The sequence below is a fragment of the Pantoea sp. YR525 genome (genome assembly GCF_900116775.1).
In the GTDB taxonomy this organism is placed as follows: domain Bacteria; phylum Pseudomonadota; class Gammaproteobacteria; order Enterobacterales; family Enterobacteriaceae; genus Pantoea; species Pantoea symbiotica.
Genome location: NZ_FPBU01000008.1, coordinates 131,733 through 155,420, shown reverse-complemented (window position 1 = coordinate 155,420; position 23,688 = coordinate 131,733). Strand labels below are relative to the sequence as shown.

Genomic DNA, 23,688 nt, shown 5'->3' with positions numbered 1-23,688 from the left:
ATATCCTCAACACACTTTCTGACAAGAGACGTATTCATGTCACACGCTTTGATTATCGACATCAACGAATCCAACCTGCAGCAGACCTTAGAACAGTCGATGCAGCTGCCGGTGCTGTTTTATTTCTGGTCCGAACGCAGTCAGCACTGTCTGGAACTGACGCCGGTGCTGGATCGCCTGGCGCAGGAGTATGCGGGTCAGTTTATTTTGGCGAAGCTGGATTGCGATAAAGAGCAGATGGTGGCATCGCAGTTTGGCCTGCGCTCCATTCCAACCGTTTACCTGTTCCAGAACGGTCAGCCGGTGGACGGCTTCCAGGGACCGCAGCCGGAAGAGGCGATTCGCGCCCTGCTGCAAAAAGTGTTGCCGCGTGAAGAAGAGGTTAAAGCGCAGCAGGCGATGCAATTGATGCACGAAGGCAAACCGCTGGAAGCGCTGCCGCTGCTGAAAGACGCCTGGCAGCTGAGCAACAAAAACAGCGAAATTGGTTTCCTGCTGGCGGAAGTGCTGATCACCCTGAACCGCAGCGACGAAGCAGAAACCGTGCTGGATGCGGTGCCGTTGCAGGATCAGGACACACGTTATCAGAGCCTGGTTTCGCAAATCGACCTGTTAAAGCAGGCCGCCGATACGCCAGAAATTCAGCTGTTGCAGGAGCAGTTAGCCAGCGATCCAACCAATGCCGAGCTGGCTGCTAAACTGTCGTTACAGTTGCATCAGGTTGGCCGCAATGAGGAAGCGCTGGAGTTGTTGTTCAGCTTCCTGAAAAGCGATCTCAGCGTCGGTGACGGCCAGGTGCGTAAAATGTTCCAGGAGATTTTGGCCGCACTCGGCACCGGCGACACCCTCGCCACGCGCTATCGCCGCCAGCTTTACTCGCTGCTGTACTGATCGGTACCGCGCGTTAAACGGGCCGAACGACTCGGCCCGACAATCTGACAGCCAGGAGGTTATATGTTAACGGTAATTCCCGTCATCATTGTGCTCGCACTCGTTACCGTGTGGGCCGGTGTAAAAATTGTTCCACAAGGCTATCAGTGGACGGTAGAGCGCTTTGGCCGTTATACCAAAACGCTGGAGCCTGGCCTCAATCTGCTTGTGCCGTTTATGGATCGTATTGGTCGTAAAATCAATATGATGGAACAGGTGCTCGATATCCCTTCTCAGGAAATCATCTCCAAAGACAACGCCAACGTCACCATTGATGCGGTGTGCTTTATCCAGGTTGTCGATCCGGCGCGTGCCGCCTATGAAGTCAGCAACCTTGAACTCTCGATCCTCAATCTGACCATGACCAATATCCGCACCGTGCTCGGCAGCATGGAATTGGATGAGATGCTGTCGCAGCGCGACAACATCAACACGCGTCTGTTGCATATCGTCGATGAAGCCACCAATCCGTGGGGCGTGAAAATCACCCGTATCGAAATCCGCGATGTGCGCCCGCCGCAGGAATTGATCGCCGCGATGAACGCGCAGATGAAGGCGGAACGTACCAAACGCGCCGACATTCTTGCCGCAGAAGGCGTACGTCAGGCGGCGATTCTGCGTGCCGAAGGTGACAAGCAGTCGCAGATCCTCAAAGCCGAAGGTGAACGCACCTCTGCCTTCCTGCAAGCCGAAGCGCGCGAGCGTCAGGCGGAAGCAGAAGCCACGGCGACGCGCATGGTTTCTGAGGCGATAGCCGCCGGCGATATTCAGGCGGTGAACTACTTCGTGGCGCAGAAATACACCGACGCGCTGCAAAAAATTGGCGAAGCCAACAACAGCAAAGTGGTGATGATGCCGCTGGACGCCAGCAGCCTGCTCGGTTCAATTGCCGGTATCAGTGAGTTGCTGAAGGAGAGCCGGACGGAGCGCCGACCATGATCCTGATGGAGCTGATTGCGCATCCACATTGGTTCTGGCTGACGTTGGGCGGCCTGCTGCTGGCCGCCGAAATGCTCGGCACCAGCGGTTATCTGCTGTGGAGTGGCTTAGCCGCCGTCGCGGTGGCGCTGATTGAATGGTTGTTTCCCATTTCATGGACCAGCCAGGGCATTGTGTTTGCGGTGATGACGCTGCTCAGCGCGTTTTTCTGGCATCGTTGGATGCGCTATCGCGAATCGTCGCAGGTCGCCAACACGCTTAACCAACGCGGCAACCAGTTAATGGGCATGCAGCTGACGCTGGATAACGCGCTGAAAAATGGCCTTGGTCACGTGCGCATCGGCGACAGCAGCTGGCGCGTGCAGGCGGATAGCGATCTGCCAGCGGGCACGCCAGTGATTGTCACCGGCGTGGTCGGCATTACGCTGATGATTCAGCCGCGCTTTCCATCGGCCTGATGGCAGCAACCGGCCAGATGATTGATGATCGGGCACTCGGCACTGTCATCGCCGGGACAAGCTTCCGCCAGCTCCAGCAAGCGCGCGCGCATCGCATGTAACTCTTCAATGTGCGCAGCAATCTCGTCGGCTTTCTGCAAGGTGCGCGCTTTCACATCGGCGCTGTGGCGCGCGGGATCGTTGAACAACGTCACCAGTTCACGGCACTCTTCCAGCGTAAATCCCACCTGACGCGCCTGACGCAGCAGATTCAGCTCATCAATATGATGCGCCGCATAATGACGATAACCATTGTCGCTGCGCGACGGCGGCGTCACTACGCCCTTCTCTTCGTAGAAGCGAATCGCTTTGCTGGTGAGTCCGGTTTTTTTTGCCACATCGCTGATATTCATTTTTCCCCCTTGACCTTCCATTCAGGGGAAGGTTTAGGCTTTAGTTCTAATGCAAATTTTGCATGCAGTCAAAATCATTACCTGAGGAGTTAACCATGTCACATACCCAACTGCTGGCGCTGGACGGCTTATCCTGTGGCCACTGCGTTAAACGCGTCAAAGAAGCGCTGGAGCATCGCAGCGATGTAGAACAGGCGGACGTCACGCAGCAAGAAGCGCGCGTCACCGGTGCGGCGAGCGCCAGCGATCTGATCGCTACGGTTGAACAAGCCGGTTATCACGCAGTACTAAAAGACGGCGCAACCAGCCCAAAGCCTGATCCGTTGACAGCTACAGAGCCGCCGCCGGAGGCGCTGACAACGGAGTCGCAACCGACACCATCCACTGAAGCGGTGCATCACTTACTGATTGGAGGCATGAGCTGCGCCAGCTGCGTGAGTCGCGTGGAACAGGCGCTGCAAAAGGTGTCGGGCGTCAGTCAGGCACGCGTCAATCTCGGTGAACGCAGCGCGCTGATCATCGGCGATGCAAGCGCCGAAGCGCTGGTGAGCGCTGTCGATCAGGCCGGTTATTCCGCTGAAGTGATCGATGACGAACAAACCCGGCGCGAGCGCCAGCAGGTCAGTGCGCAGCAAGCCATGCGCCGCTTTAGCTGGCAATCAGCGCTGGCATTGCTGCTCGGCGTGCCGATGATGATTTGGGGCATGCTCGGCGACAACATGATGCTGAGCGCAGATAACCAAACGCTGTGGCGCACGCTCGGCGTCATCACCTTACTGGTGATGGTGATTGCCGGTGGGCACTTCTACCGCAGCGCGTGGCGCAGTTTGCGTCACGGTACCGCCACCATGGACACATTGGTGGCGCTGGGAACTGGCGCGGCGTGGCTCTACTCGATGAGCGTCGCCCTGTGGCCCGAATTCTTCCCGCATCAGGCGCGTCATCTCTATTTCGAAGCCAGCGTGATGATCGTTGGTCTGATCAATCTCGGCCACGCGCTTGAGCAGCGCGCACGCCAGCGCGCCTCGAAGGCGCTGGAACGATTACTGGATTTAACCCCGGCGCAGGCGCGGGTCATTAGCGATCAAGGTGAAACGCTGCTGCCACTCAGCGAAGTTGAGTCCGGCATGACGCTAAAACTGGTGACCGGCGATCGCGTCCCGGTGGACGGTGACGTCGCCAGCGGCGAAGCCTGGCTGGATGAAGCGATGCTGACTGGTGAAGCGGTGCCGCAGGTCAAACAGCCGGGCGATAAAATCTTTGCTGGTACGCTGGTGCAAGACGGCACGCTGCACTTTGTGGCGCGCGCCACCGGCAGCCACACCACGCTGGCGCGCATTATCAATCTGGTGCGCCAGGCGCAAAGCAGCAAACCGGATATTGGCCGGCTGGCCGACCGTATCTCCGCGGTGTTTGTACCGGTGGTGGTGGCGATCGCGCTGCTAAGTGGTTTGATTTGGTATCTGGCGGGTCCGCAGCCGCAGCTGGCTTACACATTGGTGATTGTGACGACAGTGCTGATCATCGCCTGCCCTTGCGCTTTGGGTTTAGCCACGCCGATGTCAGTGATTGCAGGCGTCGGACGTGCCGCTGAGCTGGGCGTGCTGGTGCGTGACGCCGATGCGCTTCAGCGGGCCAGCGAAGTCGATACCATTGTGTTTGATAAAACCGGCACCCTGACACGCGGCACACCGCAGGTCAGTGATGTCGTGCTGTATGGTGATTGGAATCGCGAACAGGTGCTCAGCGCGGCGGCGCAGATGGAGCAAGGCTCCAGCCATCCGCTGGCTAAAGCCATTCTCGATGCTGCGCCAGCGGTGAACGCCGAAGCGGTTAAGCAATTTCGTACAATACGCGGCAAAGGTATCAGCGCTACAGTGGCCGACAGAACGCTGCTGCTGGGAAATCAGGCGCTGCTGGATGAGCAGCAGATTAATTATCGCGCCGCGCAGGCCGACATCGAACGCTTCGCCGCACAAGGCGCAACGCCGGTGCTGCTGGCCGATAATCAGCAGCTAATGGGATTGATCGCACTGCGAGACAGCTTGCGTCCCGAGAGCAAAGCAGCGCTGCAGCGTCTGCATCAGCAAGGTTATCGCCTGATTATGCTGACCGGCGATCACCAGAAAACCGCGCAGGCGATTGCCGCCGAAGCGGGTATGGATGAAGTGATCGCTGGCGTATTGCCGGATGGCAAAGCGCAGGCCATTACGCAGCTTCAGCAGCAAGGCCGCAAAGTGGTGATGGTCGGCGATGGCATCAATGATGCGCCCGCGCTGGCGCAAGCCGATGTCGGCATTGCGATGGGCGGCGGCAGCGATGTGGCAGTAGAAACCGCCGCCATGACGTTGATGCGAAACGATCTGCACTGCGTCGCCGATGCGCTGTCGATCTCCAGCGCCACACTGCGCAATATGCGGCAAAACCTGTTGGGTGCCTTTATTTACAACAGCCTGGGAATTCCAATTGCGGCGGGCGTGCTCTATCCGTTTACCGGCATGCTGCTGAGCCCGATTGTCGCGGGCGCGGCGATGGCGCTGTCATCAATTACCGTGGTGAGCAACGCCAACCGATTGTTGCGCTTCAAACCCGCGCAACGGCAATAGCCATTACAGCCCTGTTTTTCATCGGATGAAATCGCTAGCATGGTTTTTTGCCTTAAAAAGGACAGGGAATGAGACACGGTCTGTGGCACAGCATCCAACAACGGATCGCGACCCTTTTCCCGGCTAGCTACAGCTGGCCGGCGATGGATATCCAGCTGGGCGATCGTCGTTTGCATCTGGCGGGCAGCATTCATATGGGCACACGCGACATGCAGCCGTTACCTGCCGGGCTGTTGCGTCAGCTGCATAAAGCCGACGCGCTGATTGTCGAAGCCGATATCACTCAAGGCGGATCGCCGTTCAGCAATGATGATGAACATCCGCCGCTGGCCATGCGGCTCGACGACGAGGTGCTACAGCGTCTGCAGGCCTTATGCGATGAACTTTCGCTGTCATTGAGCCTGTTCGATACGCTGCCGTTCTGGCAGATCGCGCTGATGTTGCAGGCGCAACAGGCGCAGCGGCTGGGATTGCGCCCGCAGTTTGGTATCGATTATCAGCTGTTGCAGGCGGCCAAAGCGGCCAACAAACGCATTATCGAGCTGGAAGGTCCGGAAACGCAGATCGCCCTGCTGAAATCGCTGCCGCAGGATGGCTTGCCGCTGTTGCTGGATACGCTGGAACACTGGCATACCAACGCGCGTCTGCTGCAAACCATGATCAGCTGGTGGCTGGATGCGCCGCCGACCCAGCAACCGGTCGCGCTGCCAACCACTTTCAGCAGCGAGCTGAACGACACACTGATGCGCAATCGTAATCAGCACTGGCGCGAGTTGCTGCTGGCGTTACCGAAAGGGCGTTATGTGGTGGCGGTGGGCGCGCTACATCTGTATGGCGATGATAATCTGCCGGATTTGCTGAAGGGTTAACTTATTGGTCGCCATAAATGGCGCCTCTACAAAAACGCACCAAACATCCGTAGGGTCGCCATTAATGGCGACCTACATTCCAGATGTGCTCAAAATACAAAAAAAGAAGGCCAATAATTATATTGGCCCGTCAAAGAGGAATTTGTTTATGATTTTGGTTATCACCAACAATCTCTTGCTGGCGCGGGCCAATTCTCGCGCAAAGTTCAGAATTTCGCCACTGTTTTTCCATCAAAACTGAAATAAGAATTTTCCTAACAAGGACCGATCATGACGCCTGCGGTAAAACTTCTGGAAAAACAAAAAGTCACCTTTACCCTGCATCCGTACGACCACGATAGCCATGAAACCAATTTTGGTGATGAAGCGGTGCGTAAGCTGAATCTGGATGCACGTCAGGTGTTCAAAACCTTGCTGGTGTCGCTCAACGGCGATGCCAAAGCGCTGGCGGTTGCGGTGACGCCAGTCTCAACTCAGCTGGATCTAAAAAAGGTCGCCAAAGCGCTGGGCGCGAAGAAAGCGGATATGGCCGATCCGCAGCTGGCACAGCGCGTGACCGGTTATCTGGTGGGCGGCATCAGCCCGTTAGGACAGAAAAAACGTCTGCCAACGGTGATCGATCAGCAAGCGGCGGAGTTTGCCACCATCTTTATCTCCGGCGGCAAACGCGGCTTGGATCTGGAGTTGGCGGCACAAGATTTGTCTCGCCTGCTGGACGCGCCGCTGGCCGACATCGCGCGGCGCGATTAATCGGGCTGCTGGGCGCAGAGTTGATCGATCATCCAGCGCCCGGCCGGTCCCGGCGGATTACGTCGTGACCACACCACATCAACCGCAATATGCTGCGGCCAGCCAGGCACCGGCAACTCCTTCAACACCTGATGCCCAAACTGCTCCACCAGCCAGCGCGGCAATATACTCCAGCCAAAACCCTGCTCTGCCATCTCCAACAGCAACAAATAAGATGGCGCCGACCACACGCGTCCGGCGGGCAAAGGGTCGCGATTTTGCACCCAGGTATTGAGCCGCAGCTGACGTAATTGGCTTAGCTGCTCGTCACTCACCTGCTCCAGCTGCGATAAAACATGATCCTGATGCAGATAGATCGCCATCTGCGCGCCAACCTGTAAACGCGCCATCGCCAAATCGGTCGGCAGCTTCGGCTGCGCCCGCACCACGCCAAGATGCACGCGTCCAGCCTGTAACAGATCGAGTACATCTTCATCCTCGGCGATCATGCATTCGAAGGCGATCTCGGGATAAAGCTCAGCAAAACGGGTGAGCAAAGTGACGTGATGATCGGCTTGCCAAAAGTCGGAAATTGCCAGACTCAGACGCGGCTCGACGCCATCGGTAAGGCATTCTGCCAGTTCGTCCAGCCGCTGACTGGCGGCCAGAATTTGCTGCACCTGCGCAAAGGCGCGCTGACCATATTCGGTTAATACCGGATTACGTCCGCTGCGATCAAACAGCGTGAAACCGAGATCATCTTCCAGATTCGCGATCGCGTTACTGATGGTGGACTGGCTTTTAGCCAATGCACGCGCCGCCGCCGAAAAGGATCCGCTGGCCACGGTTTGTACAAACGCTTCAAGGGATTCCGGGGAATACTTCATGGTGAACCATCGCTTTTATCGATAGGTGATCATTTTATCTTAGCATCACACAGTGCGAAAATGCGGGTTATCACTAATAAGGAGGTTTATATGCGTACCCGTTCGCTGAAAGAACGTTTTTGTCATGCCGCAGGCTTTGAAGGGTTGGCACTTATCACTGTTGCGCCGCTGGCTGCCTGGATCATGGAGAAACCGCTGTTTCAGATGGGCGCGCTGGCGATCATGCTGTCGACCGTCGCCATGCTGTGGAACATGATCTATAACAGCGGTTTTGATCGCATCTGGCCGCCGCAGGTCAAACGCGGATTCGGTTTACGCGCGATGCATGCGCTGGGTTTTGAAGGCGGGTTTATCCTGATTGGCTTGCCGATTGCCGCCTGGATGCTGAATATTTCGCTGCTGGAAGCCTTTGTGCTGGAAGTGGCGTTCTTCCTGTTCTTCCTGCCCTACACCATGGTTTACAACTGGATGTGGGATAAGTTGCGCCACCGTTGGGTGACGCAGAAATCCTGTCAGGCTTGAGGTGCATCTGGAAAAAGGTCGCCATGAATGGCGACCTTACGTGCGCAGAGTTCAATGCTGTGCGGCGCGCGGCCAGATCCACGCCAGAATCATCTGCGGATAGCTTGGCTTGCGCTGCTTCTCCTGTGCTTTATTGCGCTCTTCAATTTGCGCTGCAGTCAGATGCACAATGCCGCTCGGTTGATAATCAATTACCTTCAACGGCGAATGCTGGCTAACGTAGTCACGCAACACATCCGCATCGCGCTGCCCGCTGTTGCTGAAACCGGCATGCGTTTCAATATTCGGATAGCCGTCCCCGCCGCTGGCGTTAAAACTGTTGGTCGCCATGCGGTAGGTTTTATCCTTTTGCAGCGGTTCGCCGTTAATCTTCACGTCGCTGACGCCTTTGCCATCCGCCACCAGACTGATGTTGCTGAACTGCGCGAAGCCGCCGGAATCCACTTTGATATTGGCCACCGTCGCTAGATAACTCAGCAGCTCATTGCCGCTCAGCGTAACGGAGACCACCTGATTGCCGAACGGCTGCACCTGCAGCAAATCGCGCCAGCTGAGATTGCCCTGCGCCAGCGAAGTGCGAATGCCGCCGCCGCTCATCACCGCAAAGTCCGCTTTGGTCGCCGCCATCTGCGCGCGCAAAATCAGCTGCCCAAGATTGGTCTGCTCAAAGCGAACTTTGTCGCGCTCGCCGACAAACACGCCGTCGCTGCTGCCGACTTTGACATCCAGCTTCTTGCCGGCACGCAGCTGGAAAGGCGTTAACAGCTTCATCATCGCGCTGTTCGGCGGGATCTGTTCCTGCCAGGTGAGCCAGGATTCACTGCCATCCAGATTCTTCACTTTGTGCTTGAGGTTGACCGGGATCAGCTGGTAATTCTCGAGCGTCAGCTCGCCATTGCGGAAGGTGAAGTCGCCGCGTCCAACAAATTTGCCCCACTCTTTCGCCTGCATGATCCACACGCCGTTTTGACGATCCGGCTGGCAAGGCTGGCCCGGCTGATAATCTTTTACGCTAACGTTCTCTTTCTCCATGCACACCGCATCCTGCGAATGACCGCCAATGATCACGTTGATGGTGCCTGGCGGCAGGCTGCGCGCCAGCTCCACGTCACCCGGCGCATTGCTGCCGTGCTGGCCGTCGTCGTAATGGCCCATGTGCGTCAGCGCGATGATTACGTCAGGCTTTTCGCTGGCGCGTAATTCCGCCACCGCTTTTTCGGTCTCTTTCACCGGATCGCGAATATCAATGGTCGCAATGTTTTCTGGATTGGAAATACGCAGCGTGTCGGTGGTGGTCAGGCCGATCACCGCAATCTTCAGCCCCATGCGGTTAAAGGTCGCCCACGGCTTGAATAAGCGCGTGTCGGTGCCTTTTTGATAGATGTTGGCCGAAAGGAAAGGAAACTTGGCCCACTTCTGCTGCTTTTGCAGCACGCTAAGCGGTTTATCGAATTCGTGATTACCCAACGCCATCGCGTCATAGCCCACCAGGTTCATGCCGCGAATGTCGGGTTCAGCATCCAGCATGTCTGACTCGGGCACGCCGGTGTTCACATCGCCCGCCGACAGGATCAGCGCGCCGCCGCCTTTGGCCTGCACATCATAGCGCTGTTGATCCATCAGGGTTTTCTGCGCGGCGAGGCCATATTCGCCCTGCGCGTTGGTCCAGTAGCGACCATGATGATCGTTGGTATGCAGAATACTAAAACGATAACTGCGATCCGTTTGCCACGCCTGCGCCAGCATCGGCAGCAGTAACACTGTCAGCGCCAGCCAGCGCCCCTTTCGCGGTGATAAAAACAAAGCCGATCTCCTTATTCTGCGTTTTTCCACTGAGCGGTGGACTTAATGTGCGTTATCGCCCTTCTGTTTCGCACAGATGGCTGGCTAACTCAAGATGAAACTGGCAAAGCATCAATCAAACAAGCTGCAAAACCGCCTGGCGCTTAATTGGATAACCCAATTCTACGTTTGGCGGCGACTTTATCGACTTAGGACCGCTTTAACCGCAACAACACCTGCTGCGAAGCCAGTTTCCCGTCGCAACTATTTTTCCGCGCCACCCTTCATTCTGCGTATTTCCAGCCGATATAGTGAGATAACTGACGAAAATGGAGCTTCAGCTGCGTTTTAGTCTCATTTTTTCAATTTAGTGCGTTTTTACCGCTCAAATGTTTAAACGCGGTCAGTGATTGTGCATTACACTAGGTTGTTACAAGCGGATACATTTGCACACAAGGAGACAGGCATGCATCACACCACACCGTTGATCACTACCATTGTCGGGGGGCTGGTCCTCGCATTTCTCCTTGGTATGCTGGCAAACCGCCTGCGCATCTCACCGCTGGTCGGTTACCTATTAGCTGGCGTATTGGCCGGCCCTTTCACACCAGGCTTTGTTGCGGATACCAACCTTGCTCCAGAACTGGCTGAACTCGGCGTCATTCTGCTGATGTTCGGCGTCGGTTTGCACTTCTCGCTGAAGGATTTGATGTCGGTAAAGTCCATCGCCATTCCTGGCGCCATCGCGCAAATCGCCGTGGCAACGCTGCTGGGAATGGGGCTTTCCTGGACAATGGGCTGGTCGTGGATGACCGGTCTGGTATTTGGTCTGTGTCTTTCCACTGCCAGTACCGTGGTGCTGCTGCGCGCGCTGGAAGAGCGTCAGCTGATTGATAGCCAGCGCGGGCAAATCGCCATTGGCTGGTTGATTGTGGAAGATTTGGTGATGGTGCTGACGCTGGTGCTGCTGCCAGCGATTGCGGGCATGCTGGAACAAGGCAACGCCAGCCCAACGCTGCTGTTGTGGGATCTGCTGCTGACCATCGGTAAAGTCGTCGCCTTTATGGTGCTGATGATGGTGGTAGGCCGTCGCGTGGTGCCGTGGATTCTGGCAAAAAGCGCCGCGACCGGTTCGCGTGAGCTGTTTACCCTTGCCGTGTTAGCGCTGGCGCTCGGTATTGCCTTTGGCGCCGTTGAATTCTTTGATGTCTCCTTCGCACTCGGCGCTTTCTTTGCCGGCATGGTGCTGAACGAATCTGAACTCAGCCACCGCGCGGCGCACGATACCTTGCCGCTGCGCGATGCGTTTGCCGTGCTGTTCTTTGTGTCGGTCGGCATGCTGTTTGACCCAATGATCCTGATTGAGCAACCGCTGGCAGTACTTGGCGCGCTGGCAATTATCGTACTGGGCAAATCCATTGCCGCCTGGCTGCTGGTAACGCTGTTGGGCCATTCACGTCGTACCGCGATGACCATTTCGGTGAGCCTGGCGCAGATTGGTGAATTCGCCTTTATTCTGGCCGGTCTCGGCATCTCGCTCGGCATGCTGAGCGAGGAAGGACGCAATCTGGTGCTGGCGGCGGCGATTCTCTCCATCATGCTTAACCCGATTCTGTTCAGCGTGCTGGAACGTTACCTCGACAAAACTGAGACCATCGAAGAGCAGACGCTGGAAGAAGCTATCGAAGAAGAGAAGCAGATTCCGGTGGATATCTGCAATCACGCGGTGCTGGTTGGTTATGGTCGCGTCGGCAGCCTGCTGGGGCAAAAGCTGATGGAAGCGGATGTACCGCTGGTGGTGGTGGAGAACTCGCGCCCGCGCGTTGAAGCGCTGCGCGAGCAAGGGATCAAAGCGGTGCTGGGTAATGCGGCGCGCGTCGATACCATGGATCTCGCCCGCCTCGACTGCGCCCGCTGGCTGCTGCTAACCATTCCAAATGGCTACGAAGCCGGTGAAGTGGTGACGGCGGCGCGCGAGAAGCGTCCGGATATAGAGATTATTGCGCGTGCGCATTATGACGATGAAGTGACCTACATTATGGAGCGCGGCGCGAATCGTGTAGTGATGGGCGAGCGTGAGATCGCCAACAGCATGTTGCATGTGCTGGAAGAGGAGATTGCGCAGAATCCGATTGTGCGTGAGTGCCCGATTTAAGTGAGTGCGGTCATTGAGAAGGTCGCCATTAATGGCGACCCTACGGGATTACCTGTCCCAGTATGACTCTTCTAAGCTGTCTTCCCGCTCCGGCAGGCCGCGCGTGAGACGCGGTGAATGCTGGTTCAGCACCTGATAACTTACCCGGTTCGCGTATTTACACACCTGTGCCAGTGACGAATAGGTCAGGTAGGCGCGGCCGTGTTTACTGGAGTTAGGCACTTTTTGGCGGTGAAAGTTGTTGGCGGTGATGTCATGCAGCAGCGCCGCCAGCGCACCATCGCCCGCGCCGTTGGTGTTCATGATCTTCTCTGGCCCGCCCATATAAGGTGCGATATGCGAGAAGATGCGCAGCGGCTGATCGCAATCCTTGTGGCGCATCGCGCGGCTAAATTCATATTGGTTGAACTCAGCCAGCGCGCCCGGCAGCAGCGGATGATTGGTTTTACGTTTGTACTCTTCTTCGGTGAAACCGGCCATGTACAAACCGGTTGGCCCGGCGGTGCACAGCACCAAATCCACCCAATCCAGCGCCATATTCGACGCCAGAAGCGGATCCTGTTCACCGGTCAGCGCAAAGGCTTCTTCTTCATTCATCGCCACAATCGAGACATGATCGCGCAGGAAATCGCGCCAGAACTGCGGGTTATCCTGAATCACGTATTTGGTGCCGAGCGTCAATACCACCGGCACATTGTGCTTTTTGGCGTATTCGATGGCGCGCAAGGTGGCTTCCGGCATCGGTTCGCCCGGCTGGCAACGTACCAGATACGAGGTCAGCACCAGCGCCGATGCGCCCGCAATCACCTCTTCCGGAATACTGTTAGCCTGCAGCTGGTTCATCAAGCCGGGACTGATGGCGAAGGTACGTTCGCCCTGCTCACCAATTAGCGTGAAGCAGCGGCCAATCGCGCCATCGACGCCCTGCAGGAAATTGAGATCCATGCGGCTGGAGGTGTTGCACAGGTAGCGATAAGCGTAGCCGCCGATCTGGATGTTATTGCACATCACGCCGAGCAGCACCGAGCGATCATCCGCCAGCACCGAGTAGTTATGCAGGGTATTTCCGATGGTGCCACCGGCAAATTGATGGCTGATGAGCTCTTCGCGCATCAGCTCGTTGTAGAGCGCCTCGGCGGTAGCATCATCGATCACCAGCGAGTGACCGGCGCTTAAGCCGTAACGCTGCAGAAAGTCGTCGTCGACTTTAGCTTCGATATCCACCAGCGTCTGGTCGATACCCACTACCCAACTGCCCTCTTCCTGCTCTTGCTGCGTTGCTTGCAGCAGCGGATCGCGCGCGTTGACCGGGAAATAGTGTTTGGATTTGCGTTTGCCGGGAAATTTCATCGAGAGTGCCGTCAGGGAAAATCAGGCAGAGAATGATATCACACTCTCTGCCACACCCTTAACGACGCGCGTTGACCAGCTGCACCATCATTTCAATGTGTTCAGCATCGTCATTGAGCGCAGGAATGTACTCGAACTTTTCGCCGCCAGCATGCAGGAAGATTTCACAGTTCTCACCGCTGATCTCCTCCAGCGTTTCGAGGCAATCCGCCGCAAAGCCTGGACTCATCACCTGCACGTGCTTAATGCCTTTGGCCGGCAAGCTCTTCATGGTTTCGTCGGTATACGGCGTCAGCCATGGCTCGCGACCAAAGCGCGACTGGAAGGTCATCATGATCTTGTGCGGCGCAATACCCAATGCCGCGGCCAGCGCGTCGGTGGTGTCTTTGCAGCGCAGCGGATAATCGTCGCCTTCATTGGCGAAACGCTGCGGAATGCCGTGATACGACAGCACCAGCAGATCCGGTTCGCCATGCAGTGCAAACGAGCGCTCAACCGAGGCTTTCAGCGCGGCGATGTAAGCCGGATGCTCGGCGTAATCGCGGATAAACGCCACTTCCGGCAGTGAACGCAGCGGTTTGAAGCTGGTGGCTAAGCCATCCCAAACTGCGGCAACCGTCGAGCAGGAGAACTGCGGATAGAGCGGCAGCACGATGAGTTTGTTCACACCTTGATCCAGCAAGCGTTTTAACGCGCTGTCGAGGCTTGGCTGGCCGTAGCTCATGCCAAGTTCAACCGGCATATCGAGGCGCTGCGCCAATGCGTCACGTTGACGCTTGCTGAACACCATCAGTGGTGAACCTTCATCCATCCACACGGAAGCATAAAGTTTCGACACGCGTGGCGAACGGAAAGGCACGATGATGAAATTGAGAATCGGCCACCACAATAAGCGCGGTGTATCAACCACTCGTGGATCGCCGAGGAATTGTTTCAGATAGCGTTTAACCGCAGGTGTTGTGGGTGCGTCTGGTGTGCCTAAGTTAACCAGCAAAACCCCGGGCTTTTCTTGCCTCATTGTATTTCCTTGATGTCGAAACGAATGGGTCGAATGCAAAATCAGGGGGAAATTGTAGCGGAAATCGAGGGAGGGGAAAGCAATTGCTGCAAAAGGGCCGGACAACCGGCCCTATCAACGCATTAACCGAGAATCGTAGCCAATTGCGTGCTCACTTCAGCGACAGGACGGGTGCCGTCGATTTTGTGATATTCGGTGTTGCCGTCTTGCGCTTCTTTGCCGTAGTAGGCAATCAGCGGCGCGGTCAGCTGATGGTATTCCACCAGACGCTTACGCACGGTCTCTTCCTGGTCATCTTTACGCGTGGTCAGCTCTTCGCCGGTCAGGTCATCTTTACCTTCCACTTTCGGCGGATTGTAAGTGACGTGATAAACGCGGCCTGATGGCGTGTGTACGCGACGACCAACAATACGATCCACAATCAGCTCGTCCGGTACAGCGAACTCCAGCACGTAGTCAACCTTGATGCCCGCTTCTTTCATGGCGTCAGCCTGCGGGATGGTGCGTGGGAAGCCATCGAGCAGAAAACCGTTTTTGCAGTCTTCCTGCGCGATACGCTCTTTAACCAGCGCAATCACCAGCTCGTCAGTCACCAGTTTACCGGCATCCATGATCGCTTTTGCCTGTTGGCCCAGTTCCGTACCTGCTTTAACTGCCGCACGTAACATGTCACCGGTGGAGATTTGCGGAATACCGTATTTCTCCATGATGAATTGAGCCTGAGTGCCTTTACCTGCGCCCGGAGCTCCGAGCAGAATAATACGCATTGCGTAATTCCCCTTGCGAATCGCATTGTTCAATCTGAGAAGGCGAAGAACATACCATTATGGCCCGCGCACCACAAGGAAACGGGCGCGCTCGCCACGAAAGGTCTACTTTGACCTGCTTTGTCAGCAAATACCAGCAGAGTGCCCGTTTTTAGGAATCACGGCTAAGCATGAGTGCGTCTTTGAGACGTTTTTTAAGTACAGGCGTGACGTTCAGCTGTTTGTTGACGCCGCCGCGCACGTCGGCGCGCAAGCGTAAACGTGCCTGTTGCGGCAACACCTGAATATCCTGCGGCAATTCACTGGCATTGAGGCCGTTCGGCAGCGGAAAAAGCGCAAAGGGTAAACCCGGTTGCTGAATGGAATGCAGGATGAAAGGCGAGTCGAGTGCGATATTTTCCACCATCGCAATATTGAACGGACGCCATTCGCTGTCCTCCATCATCGTCAGCGCCTGTTCTGGTGCGTCACGAAGCGCTAATCCCTGCTCAAATAGACGCAGTTCACTGCGCACCAGCGTGCTGAAATCGGCGGTGCGCAACGCGATCAACACCAGATCGCCGCATAACGCCGCATGACGATCGAGGCGAGCAACAAATAGGCGCGCATCGCTCACCAGTCGCTTATGTAGCTGCGTGGCAAACGACTCCGATGCATCGGTAACGCCGTGGCTTTGGCATTCACTTAGCGCCCGCACCCGTCCCTGCTGCATATCGACATGATCTACCAACGCAATATTGCCCGCCGTCATCGGCAAAGTGGGCAGCACGCTGAGTTCGCTGACCGGATGGTGAGAGGCATAGCGCGTTTGATTACGTGATTGTTCCTGACGGAGAAACAGCTGGGAAAGCAGCACCCGCGAGATATGCAAAGAGGGTGCGAAGAAAAGATCGTAGTTTTCAAGCCGGTAATGACGGGAAAGCAAGCCGCGAAGCTTATCGCGCGCCGCCGCCGCCCTGGCAGTAGCAAGTTGTGGAGCCATCGCGTGATAGGTCTCTTATTATTGTGCTGTGTGTGGGAGGTGAAACTTGCGGTGATAGTCGGCGTGAAACACAGAGAGCCGGAGCCGTCAACCCGCCAGAATCTGGGGGAAAGGTTAGGCCAATGCGGCTGGACATTAAAATGATATAAACTGACAATCCCTGTTAGGTTTTTACACAGGGGACGAGTATGACCGCGCTTCCATCGTTACGTGCACTGCACTATTTTCACCAGGCGGCACTGTATAGCAGTTTTAGCGTTGCGGCCGAACGTCTGCATGTGACCCATAGCGCCATTAGCCATCAGGTTCGACAGCTGGAGAGCTGGATGGGGAAGCCGCTGTTTGTGCGTACCAATGGACGCGTCAAATTAACCTCACACGGTGAACGTTTGCTGGTGAGCTGTCAGAAAGCTTTTAGCGAACTCTCAACTACCTGCGAAAGCATCCGTACCGGCATGCGCCATCACCTTAGCGTCTCCTGCGCCCCCAGCTTTCTCTCACAATGGCTGATTCCGCGTATCGCCAGCTTTTATCAGCGCTATCCCGATATAGAAGTGCAGTTTCAGTCGCTGGTGGAGATCGATCAACTGCGCAGCGAGCACACCGATGTGCTGATTCTCAGCGCCGAGCAGTCGCCAGATGACGATATTGATGCCACTTTGATCAGCGATGATTACATCGGCCCGCTGTGCGCCCCGCAGTTTGCTGCCCGTTTTCAGAGTGAGCAGGATCTCGCCTCGCTGCCGCTGCTGCACGCCGATACGCGGCTGCATGCGTGGGCCGAATGGGCGAAAACCAGCGGCGTGCGCGGCAATTACTGGATCGGCAAGCATTTCGATAATTTGACGTTAGGCATTCAGGCGGCGAGAAATGGATTGGGCGTGATTATGGCGCCGCGCTTGCTGGTGCGTCAGGAGTTGAGTGACGGCACCTTAATTGCACCGCTGGGCTTTGTGCGTGTTGATCGCGCGACGTTGATGATGACCAAGACTTCGCGCCAGCACGATGCGGAGATTACGTTGTTTCGCGATTGGTTGCGGGATCAGGCGCAGATTTAAGAGCAGATAATAAAAAGGTCGCCATGAATGGCGACCCTACGGGTTTGGTGCGTTTACGCCGTCAGCAACTGGTTCATGCGACGGATAAACTGGTTTGGATCGTCCAGCGTACCGCGCTCGGCCAGCAGCGCCTGATCCAGCAGCAGCTCAACCCACTCGGCAAAGTGCGTTTCGTCCTGGGTATCGGCCACGCGTTTCACCAGAGTGTGATCCGGATTGATCTCGAAGATGTACTTCACTTCCGGCACGTCCTGACCCGCTGCGGCAAACAGTTTCGCCATTTGCGTGGTCATTTCGTTGGCATCGGTGGTAACGATCGCTGGCGTGTCGGTGAGACGATGCGTCAGACGCACCTCTTTCACGCGCTCGCCCAGCAGGGTTTTCACGCGCTCAACGAATGGCTCCAGCGCCTTCTCCGCTTCTTTCTGCTCTTCGGTCTCTTCGTCAGCCAGTTTGCTCAGCGAATCATCCGCTTTGCTGACTGACTGGAAGGTTTTGCCGTCGAACTCGGTGAGGTAGCTCATCATCCATTCGTCGATGCGATCGGAGAGCAGCAGCACCTCGATGCCTTTCTTGCGGAACAGTTCCAGATGCGGGCTGCTCTTCGCGGCGGCATAGCTGTCGGCGGTGATGTAATAAATCTTATCCTGACCTTCCACCATGCGCGTCAGGTAGTCGTCGAGCGAAATGGTCTGCTCGGCGCCTTCGCTCTGGCTGGTGGCAAAGCGCAGCAGTTTGGCAATCTGTTGCTGGTTAGCGTTGTCTTCTGCCGGGCCCTCTTTCAGCACCAGACCGAACTCTTTCCAGAACTGCTGATATTTTTCTGCGTCGTCTTTCGCCAGTTTTTCCAGCATCTGCAGGCTACGCTTGGTCAGGGCGGCGCGCAGGCTCTGGGTCACGCGGCTGTCCTGCAGGATTTCACGCGATACGTTCAGCGGCAGATCGTTGGAATCTATCAGACCACGCACGAAGCGCAGGTAGTTCGGCATGAACTGCTCGGCGTCGTCCATGATGAACACGCGTTGCACGTAAAGTTTCAGGCCGTGCTTGCTGTCGCGGTTGAACATGTCAAACGGCGCGCGTGATGGCAGATACAGCAAACTGGTGTATTCCTGCTTACCTTCCACGCGGTTATGGCTCCAGATCGCCGGATCGCTGAAATCATGGGCGATATGTTTGTAAAACTCGTTGTACTCGTCGTCGCTGATCTCGGACTTATTACGCGTCCACAGCGCCTGGGCTTTGTTGATCTTTTCCCAGGTGGTGGTGTCGCTCTCTTCGTCTTTGCTTTCGATTTCGACCGGCAGCGCGATGTGATCGGAGTATTTGCTGATCACGTTACGTACACGCCACGCATCGAGGAAATCGTCCTCGCCTTCACGGAAGTGCAGCGTGATTTCGGTGCCGCGATCGGCTTTCTCGATCTCCGCCAGCGTGTATTCGCCTTCGCCGGCAGATTCCCAGAACACCGCTTCATCGGCTTTAGCGCCGGCGGCGCGGGTGCGCACGGTGACTTTATCCGCCACGATGAACGCCGAGTAGAAGCCCACGCCGAACTGGCCGATCAACTGGCTGTCTTTCGCCTGGTCGGAGCCCATGGATTCGAGGAAGGATTTGGTACCAGATTTCGCGATGGTGCCGAGGTTCTCAATCACCTCGTCACGGCGCATACCGATGCCGTTATCGCTGAGCGTCAGCGTGCGGTTTTCCGGGTTGACCGAGATACGTACGCGCAGGTCGCCGTCGCCTTCATACAGATCGGGCGTCGACAGCGCGCGGAAGCGCAGTTTGTCGGCGGCATCTGAAGCGTTGGAAATCAGCTCGCGCAGGAAAATCTCTTTATTTGAATAGAGCGAATGGATCATCAGGTGCAGAAGTTGTTTTACCTCTGACTGGAAGCCACGCGTCTCTTGTCCTTTCATGGTCATTGCTACCTCAACTGAATCGGGGTTGATGATACGTTGAGAGAGAAATGGGGATGAAGGGCAGGATTTCAAGCCGATGTCTGCGAAGACATCGGCAAGTGATTAGAAATTAATCTTGTGGCGTCCGGCGAGCGAGTGCGACAGCGTGGTGCCATCGACCATTTCCAGCTCACCGCCAACCGGCACACCGTGCGCAATGCGGCTGGCATCAACGCCATATTGTCCGCACAGCTCGGCGATGTAGTTGGCCGTGGCTTCCCCTTCCACCGTAGGATTGGTAGCGAGGATCACTTCGGTTAAGGTTTCGCGCTCGAGACGCTGCTCCAGCCGATCCAGGCCGATATCCTGTGGACCAATGCCATCCAGCGGTGACAAGTGGCCCATCAGCACAAAGTAGCGGCCGCCAAACTGGCCGGTCTGCTCAATGGCGTGAATATCTGCCGGGCTCTCTACCACGCAAATCTGGCCGTTTTGCTGACGACGCGGATTGGCGCAGATGGTGCAGATTTCCTGCTCGGTGAAGGTACGGCAATCAGCGCAGTGGCCGATTTCCGACATGGCGCGGGTCAACGCCTGCGCCAGACGCATGCCACCGCTACGATCGCGCTGCAACAGCTGAAAAGCCATGCGCTGCGCCGACTTCGGGCCAACGCCCGGCAGGCAGCGCAACGACTCCATCAAAGATTCAAGCAGTGGACTGGTTTGCATCAGAACGGCATCTTGAAGCCAGGTGGCAGCTGCATACCTGAAGAGACAGCAGCCATCTTCTCTTTCTGCGTTTCATCAATACGACGTGCCGCATCGTTGAAGGCTGCCGCAATCAGGTCTTCCAACATGTCTTTGTCATCTTCCAGCAAGCTTGGATCGACTTCGACACGACGGCAGTTGTGCGCACCGTTGATGGTTACTTTAACCAAGCCAGCGCCTGATTCACCGGTCACTTCGATCGCGGCGATCTCTTCCTGAACTTTGGCCATTTTGTCTTGCATCTGCTGGGCCTGTTTCATCAGGTTGCCCAATCCGCCTTTACCAAACATAGTTTTCTCTCTCTGCTGGGGCTGCGCGCAGTTGACGCGCGGCAGCATGTTCACACCGGTCGAATACTCTCTTCATCCAAATCGGCATCGAAGAATCGACGCAATGTCTGAATATGGGTATCACTTTCGATCGACTGCCGCGCCTGCGACAGCTTCTCTTCATAAATGGCCTGACGCCACTCCAGTGGCGTCAATACCGTAGGATTATCGTCTTCAATAATGGTCAATTCAACCGGCTGACCGGCAGACTGACTCAGCGCGTCCGCCAGCGCTTGCTTTGACGACGCAGAATTCAGATGGCGCTGGCTGCTGCGCAGATGCAGCGTAATGCCATTCTCGCCCACCTCTTTCCACGCATTGAGCGCCACTTGCTGCACCAGTTTCGGCAGCGTCAGCGCGGCGATTTCTGCGGCCCATGCATCGCGCTGCTGGGCTTCTTCCGCCAGACGCAGCGCCAGCTCTGGCGTTTTCTCATGCTCCAGTGCCGAACGCAAGGCTTTTGGCGTCGCCACCGGCTCCGCTTTAACCTCCACCGGCAGCTGCGTTTTCCAGCGATAGGCTTCCGGTTTGGCCGGCGCTTTTACCGTGGGTTCAGACGCACGTTGTTGCACACGTTCAGTGACGCTAGCGAGTCGTTCCAGCGCCGGATTCGCCGGCCGCGCGGAACGCGCTGCCGGCTCACTCTTTTTTGCTTTGCCGGCTCCCTGACGCAGCAACTGCGTTCGCGCCTGTAACAACTGGCTGGTGGAGTCGGGTAACGGATCGGGCGCAGGCTGCATGTCTGGATAATCATCCGACATTGGCGGCGCGTCATGGTTCGGCGGTGCCATCTGTGGCTGCGCAGCCGGTGCGGGCGCGGCTTTTGGTGCGGCTTGTGGCGCAGCAACCTGCGGAGCAGCTTGTGGCATCAAGGTGGGACGCGCTACCGGCTCGGCAATCGTTGCCTGCGGATGGAAGGCCAGCGCGCGCAGCAGCGTCATTTCTACCCCTAAGCGCCGATCCGGTGCCAGCGGCAGATCTTTACGTCCCATCAACAGCGTTTGGTAATAGAGCTGCACGTCAGCCGGTGGCAGCACGCGCGCTAACTCGCGCAGGCGATCGGCCTGGCTAAGATCGTCCTCGCTGAGCGAGCTCGGCAATAGCTGCACCATCGCAATGCGGTGCAGCAAACGCAGCATCTCAACCAGCAGCGCTTCCCACTCCACCCCGCGCGATGCGGCCTGATTTAGCAGCGCCATCACCTGTTCGCCCTGACCATCTACCAGCGCTTCAATCAGCGCCAGCGGCTGTTCGTCGTCGAGTGTGCCGAGCATTTGTGCCACGGTGTCACGCGTTACGCTGCCCTGCCCCATGGCAATCGCCTGGTCGGTCAGGCTCAGCGCATCGCGCATACTACCGTCAGCGGCGCGCGCCAGCAGATGCAGCGCGCGCGGTTCGGCAGCAATCTGCTCCTGCTGCAACACATGCGCCAGCTGCTGCTGGATTTGCTCAACGTCGAGCGCTTTAAGATGGAATTGCAGGCAACGTGACAGAATCGTCACCGGCAGCTTCTGCGGATCGGTGGTCGCCAGCAGGAATTTGACGTGCGATGGCGGCTCTTCCAGCGTTTTCAGCAGCGCATTGAAGCTGTGGCGCGACAGCATGTGCACTTCATCGATCAGATAGACCTTGAAGCGACCGCGCGCGGGCGCGTACTGCACGTTATCGAGCAGATCGCGCGTATCTTCCACTTTGGTGCGTGAGGCGGCATCGATCTCAATCAGATCGACAAAACGGCCCTGCTCGATTTCGCGGCAGTTGTCGCATTGTCCGCACGGCGTTGACGTGATGCCGGTTTCACAGTTAAGGCCCTTCGCCAGCAGACGGGCGATCGAGGTTTTACCCACGCCGCGGGTGCCAGAAAAGAGATAAGCATGATGGATTCGTCCCAGTGACAACCCGTTAGCCAGCGCAGTCAGCACATGTTCCTGACCGACTACGTCAGCGAAGGCCTGGGGACGCCATTTTCGCGCAAGTACCTGATAGCTCATGTGGATTCAATCACTGGAATTTAGGGAGAAGGGAGAAAATGCAGCTTCGCAAACCCTGTTTATTTTGGCAGTAGTTTAACAGCCACCAGCGGATCAGCAACCACTAACTTTGCAGAGGTGGCGCCCCGCCGCATAGCGGAGCGCGCAGGCCTTAGTGGCCGGGGAAATTCACCAGGCTGAAGCACTCGACGCCCATGGCAGTCAGGCGCGCTTCGCCGGTCAGGTCAAACAGATTAATCACGAATGCGGCGTCTTTCACTTCACCACCGGCGCGGCGGATCAGTTTCACCGTTGCTTCCAGCGTGCCGCCGGTTGCCAGCAGATCGTCCACCACCAGCACCACATCGCCTGGCTTGATGGCATCTTTGTGCAGTTCCAGCGCATCGGTGCCGTATTCCAGCTCATAGCTTTCGCTGAAGGTTTCACGCGGCAGTTTACCTGGCTTACGCACCGGCACAAAACCCACACCCAAACCCAGCGCCACCGGTGCGCCAAACAGGAAGCCACGCGCTTCCGTTCCCACCACCTTGGTGATGCCTTTGTTACGATAACGCTCAACCAGAATAGCGATCGACGCGGCATACGCCTGCGGATCTTCCATCAGACTGGTTACGTCACGGAACAGAATGCCCGGCTTCGGATAGTCAGGAATGCTTTTAATGCTGTTTTTGATGAGTTCAAGCTGCTGCGCAGTTGCGGTCATAAATGTTACGCCTGGAGAAAATATCTAATACGCGCAGCTTCTCTAGCGCCAAACCCCGGAAACCGGGTTAAGCGAAGTCGTTTATAAGGGAAGCCACGCACGAAGATGCCCAAATCTATGCAAATAACCGGCTAAATGCAACCCTCACGCTACTGTTGTGGCGGGCTGGCATCCTCGGCAACAACCGGAATGCGCCACATGAAAAGCAGCAGCATGCACAGCATCGCGCCTAACAGAATGCGTACCCACAGCAGGTTCACCAGATAAATCGAGATCGAAAAGGTAATCACAATCAGCAACATGGCGCGAATCTTGGCACCGGGCGGCATGGCACGATGCTGCTGCCAGTGACGAATGTAGCGGCCAAACGGCGATTTCCACAGCAGCCAATGGTGGAAACGCGGCGACGAGCGGGCAAAACACCAGGCCGCCAGCAACACAAATGGCGTCGTAGGTAATAAAGGTAATACAATGCCCAGCGTACCTAGCACAATCGCCAGCCAGCCAAGGCTCAGTAGTAAAATGCGCTGCATGCCTGATGCCTGAATG

22 protein-coding genes and 1 other annotated feature are annotated in these 23,688 nt (G+C 56.6%); of the genes, 9 read left to right on the top strand and 13 right to left on the bottom strand.

Annotated elements, in window-relative coordinates:
- The first annotated feature begins 36 nt into the window (after positions 1-36).
- The 3 genes from BM323_RS17275 (at position 37) to BM323_RS17265 (ending at position 2,327) form a co-directional block, all read left to right on the top strand.
- On the top strand, positions 37-891 hold the full coding sequence (locus BM323_RS17275) for a co-chaperone YbbN (protein ID WP_008103837.1): 855 nt from the start codon (positions 37-39) through the stop codon (positions 889-891).
- A 63-nt stretch (positions 892-954) separates the two neighbouring features.
- Positions 955-1,869: an SPFH domain-containing protein gene (locus BM323_RS17270; RefSeq protein WP_008103839.1), complete on the top strand. Its 915-nt coding sequence runs from the start codon at positions 955-957 to the stop codon at positions 1,867-1,869.
- Positions 1,866-2,327, top strand: coding sequence for an NfeD family protein (locus BM323_RS17265; protein WP_008103840.1), 462 nt, complete (start codon positions 1,866-1,868; stop codon positions 2,325-2,327). The genes BM323_RS17270 and BM323_RS17265 overlap by 4 nt, the downstream gene beginning before the upstream one ends.
- Here BM323_RS17265 and cueR read toward each other — a convergent pair.
- Positions 2,303-2,719: a Cu(I)-responsive transcriptional regulator gene (gene cueR / locus BM323_RS17260; protein ID WP_061717431.1), complete on the bottom strand. Its 417-nt coding sequence runs from the start codon at positions 2,717-2,719 to the stop codon at positions 2,303-2,305. The two genes, BM323_RS17265 and cueR, sit on opposite strands and share 25 nt — an antisense overlap.
- Positions 2,720-2,814: 95 nt before the next feature.
- Between cueR and copA the strand changes: the two genes are divergently transcribed.
- The 3 genes from copA (at position 2,815) to ybaK (ending at position 6,944) form a co-directional block, all read left to right on the top strand.
- Positions 2,815-5,325: a copper-exporting P-type ATPase CopA gene (copA, locus tag BM323_RS17255; protein ID WP_008103843.1), complete on the top strand. Its 2,511-nt coding sequence runs from the start codon at positions 2,815-2,817 to the stop codon at positions 5,323-5,325.
- A 68-nt stretch (positions 5,326-5,393) separates the two neighbouring features.
- Positions 5,394-6,194: a TraB/GumN family protein gene (locus BM323_RS17250; protein ID WP_008103846.1), complete on the top strand. Its 801-nt coding sequence runs from the start codon at positions 5,394-5,396 to the stop codon at positions 6,192-6,194.
- Positions 6,195-6,464: 270 nt separating this feature from the next.
- On the top strand, positions 6,465-6,944 hold the full coding sequence (ybaK, locus tag BM323_RS17245; RefSeq protein ID WP_008103849.1) for a Cys-tRNA(Pro)/Cys-tRNA(Cys) deacylase YbaK: 480 nt from the start codon (positions 6,465-6,467) through the stop codon (positions 6,942-6,944).
- Here the strand turns inward: ybaK and BM323_RS17240 are convergent.
- Positions 6,941-7,810, bottom strand: a complete 870-nt coding sequence (locus tag BM323_RS17240; RefSeq protein WP_008103852.1) for a LysR family transcriptional regulator — start codon at positions 7,808-7,810, stop codon at positions 6,941-6,943. The genes ybaK and BM323_RS17240 overlap by 4 nt on opposite strands.
- Positions 7,811-7,900: 90 nt before the next feature.
- Here BM323_RS17240 and BM323_RS17235 point away from each other — a divergent pair, with 90 nt between their 5' ends.
- Positions 7,901-8,332 carry a multidrug/biocide efflux PACE transporter gene (locus tag BM323_RS17235; RefSeq protein WP_008103853.1) on the top strand — a complete coding sequence of 144 codons (432 nt, stop codon included), beginning with the start codon at positions 7,901-7,903 and terminating at the stop codon, positions 8,330-8,332.
- Between the two features lie 51 nt (positions 8,333-8,383).
- On the opposite strand, the gene ushA is transcribed toward BM323_RS17235, so the two are convergent.
- Positions 8,384-10,135 carry a bifunctional UDP-sugar hydrolase/5'-nucleotidase UshA gene (gene ushA / locus BM323_RS17230; RefSeq protein ID WP_008103856.1) on the bottom strand — a complete coding sequence of 584 codons (1,752 nt, stop codon included), beginning with the start codon at positions 10,133-10,135 and terminating at the stop codon, positions 8,384-8,386.
- Positions 10,136-10,580: 445 nt separating this feature from the next.
- On the opposite strand from ushA, the gene ybaL reads away from it, so the two are divergent.
- Positions 10,581-12,269: a YbaL family putative K(+) efflux transporter gene (ybaL, locus tag BM323_RS17225; RefSeq protein ID WP_008103859.1), complete on the top strand. Its 1,689-nt coding sequence runs from the start codon at positions 10,581-10,583 to the stop codon at positions 12,267-12,269.
- 48 nt (positions 12,270-12,317) lie between these two features.
- On the opposite strand, the gene BM323_RS17220 is transcribed toward ybaL, so the two are convergent.
- From BM323_RS17220 to BM323_RS17205, 4 genes are all read right to left on the bottom strand, one after another.
- Positions 12,318-13,619 carry an inosine/guanosine kinase gene (locus tag BM323_RS17220; RefSeq protein WP_008103861.1) on the bottom strand — a complete coding sequence of 434 codons (1,302 nt, stop codon included), beginning with the start codon at positions 13,617-13,619 and terminating at the stop codon, positions 12,318-12,320.
- Between the two features lie 58 nt (positions 13,620-13,677).
- A complete protein-coding gene (hemH, locus tag BM323_RS17215) occupies positions 13,678-14,637 on the bottom strand; it encodes a ferrochelatase (protein WP_008103862.1) in 960 nt (319 codons plus the stop codon).
- 122 nt (positions 14,638-14,759) lie between these two features.
- A complete protein-coding gene (adk, locus tag BM323_RS17210; protein ID WP_008103865.1) occupies positions 14,760-15,404 on the bottom strand; it encodes an adenylate kinase in 645 nt (214 codons plus the stop codon).
- Between the two features lie 151 nt (positions 15,405-15,555).
- Positions 15,556-16,386 carry a DUF6024 family protein gene (locus BM323_RS17205; RefSeq protein ID WP_008103867.1) on the bottom strand — a complete coding sequence of 277 codons (831 nt, stop codon included), beginning with the start codon at positions 16,384-16,386 and terminating at the stop codon, positions 15,556-15,558.
- A gap of 188 nt (positions 16,387-16,574) precedes the next feature.
- On the opposite strand from BM323_RS17205, the gene BM323_RS17200 reads away from it, so the two are divergent.
- Positions 16,575-17,444: a LysR substrate-binding domain-containing protein gene (locus BM323_RS17200; protein ID WP_008103869.1), complete on the top strand. Its 870-nt coding sequence runs from the start codon at positions 16,575-16,577 to the stop codon at positions 17,442-17,444.
- A 53-nt stretch (positions 17,445-17,497) separates the two neighbouring features.
- On the opposite strand, the gene htpG is transcribed toward BM323_RS17200, so the two are convergent.
- The 6 genes from htpG to BM323_RS17170 form a co-directional block, all read right to left on the bottom strand.
- Positions 17,498-19,372: a molecular chaperone HtpG gene (gene htpG / locus BM323_RS17195; RefSeq protein WP_008103871.1), complete on the bottom strand. Its 1,875-nt coding sequence runs from the start codon at positions 19,370-19,372 to the stop codon at positions 17,498-17,500.
- Positions 19,373-19,471: 99 nt separating this feature from the next.
- Positions 19,472-20,077 carry a recombination mediator RecR gene (gene recR, locus BM323_RS17190; RefSeq protein ID WP_008103873.1) on the bottom strand — a complete coding sequence of 202 codons (606 nt, stop codon included), beginning with the start codon at positions 20,075-20,077 and terminating at the stop codon, positions 19,472-19,474.
- Positions 20,077-20,406, bottom strand: coding sequence for a YbaB/EbfC family nucleoid-associated protein (locus tag BM323_RS17185; RefSeq protein ID WP_008103874.1), 330 nt, complete (start codon positions 20,404-20,406; stop codon positions 20,077-20,079). The genes recR and BM323_RS17185 overlap by 1 nt, the downstream gene beginning before the upstream one ends.
- Before the next feature lie 50 nt (positions 20,407-20,456).
- Positions 20,457-22,436, bottom strand: a complete 1,980-nt coding sequence (dnaX, locus tag BM323_RS17180) for a DNA polymerase III subunit gamma/tau (protein ID WP_091004138.1) — start codon at positions 22,434-22,436, stop codon at positions 20,457-20,459.
- Positions 21,054-21,115: a sequence feature (DnaX frameshifting element), on the bottom strand. It overlaps the preceding gene by 62 nt.
- A 151-nt stretch (positions 22,437-22,587) precedes the next feature.
- Positions 22,588-23,139, bottom strand: a complete 552-nt coding sequence (gene apt / locus BM323_RS17175; protein WP_008103878.1) for an adenine phosphoribosyltransferase — start codon at positions 23,137-23,139, stop codon at positions 22,588-22,590.
- A gap of 149 nt (positions 23,140-23,288) precedes the next feature.
- Positions 23,289-23,672 carry a DUF454 family protein gene (locus BM323_RS17170; protein WP_008103880.1) on the bottom strand — a complete coding sequence of 128 codons (384 nt, stop codon included), beginning with the start codon at positions 23,670-23,672 and terminating at the stop codon, positions 23,289-23,291.
- Between the last annotated feature and the right edge of the window lie 16 nt (positions 23,673-23,688).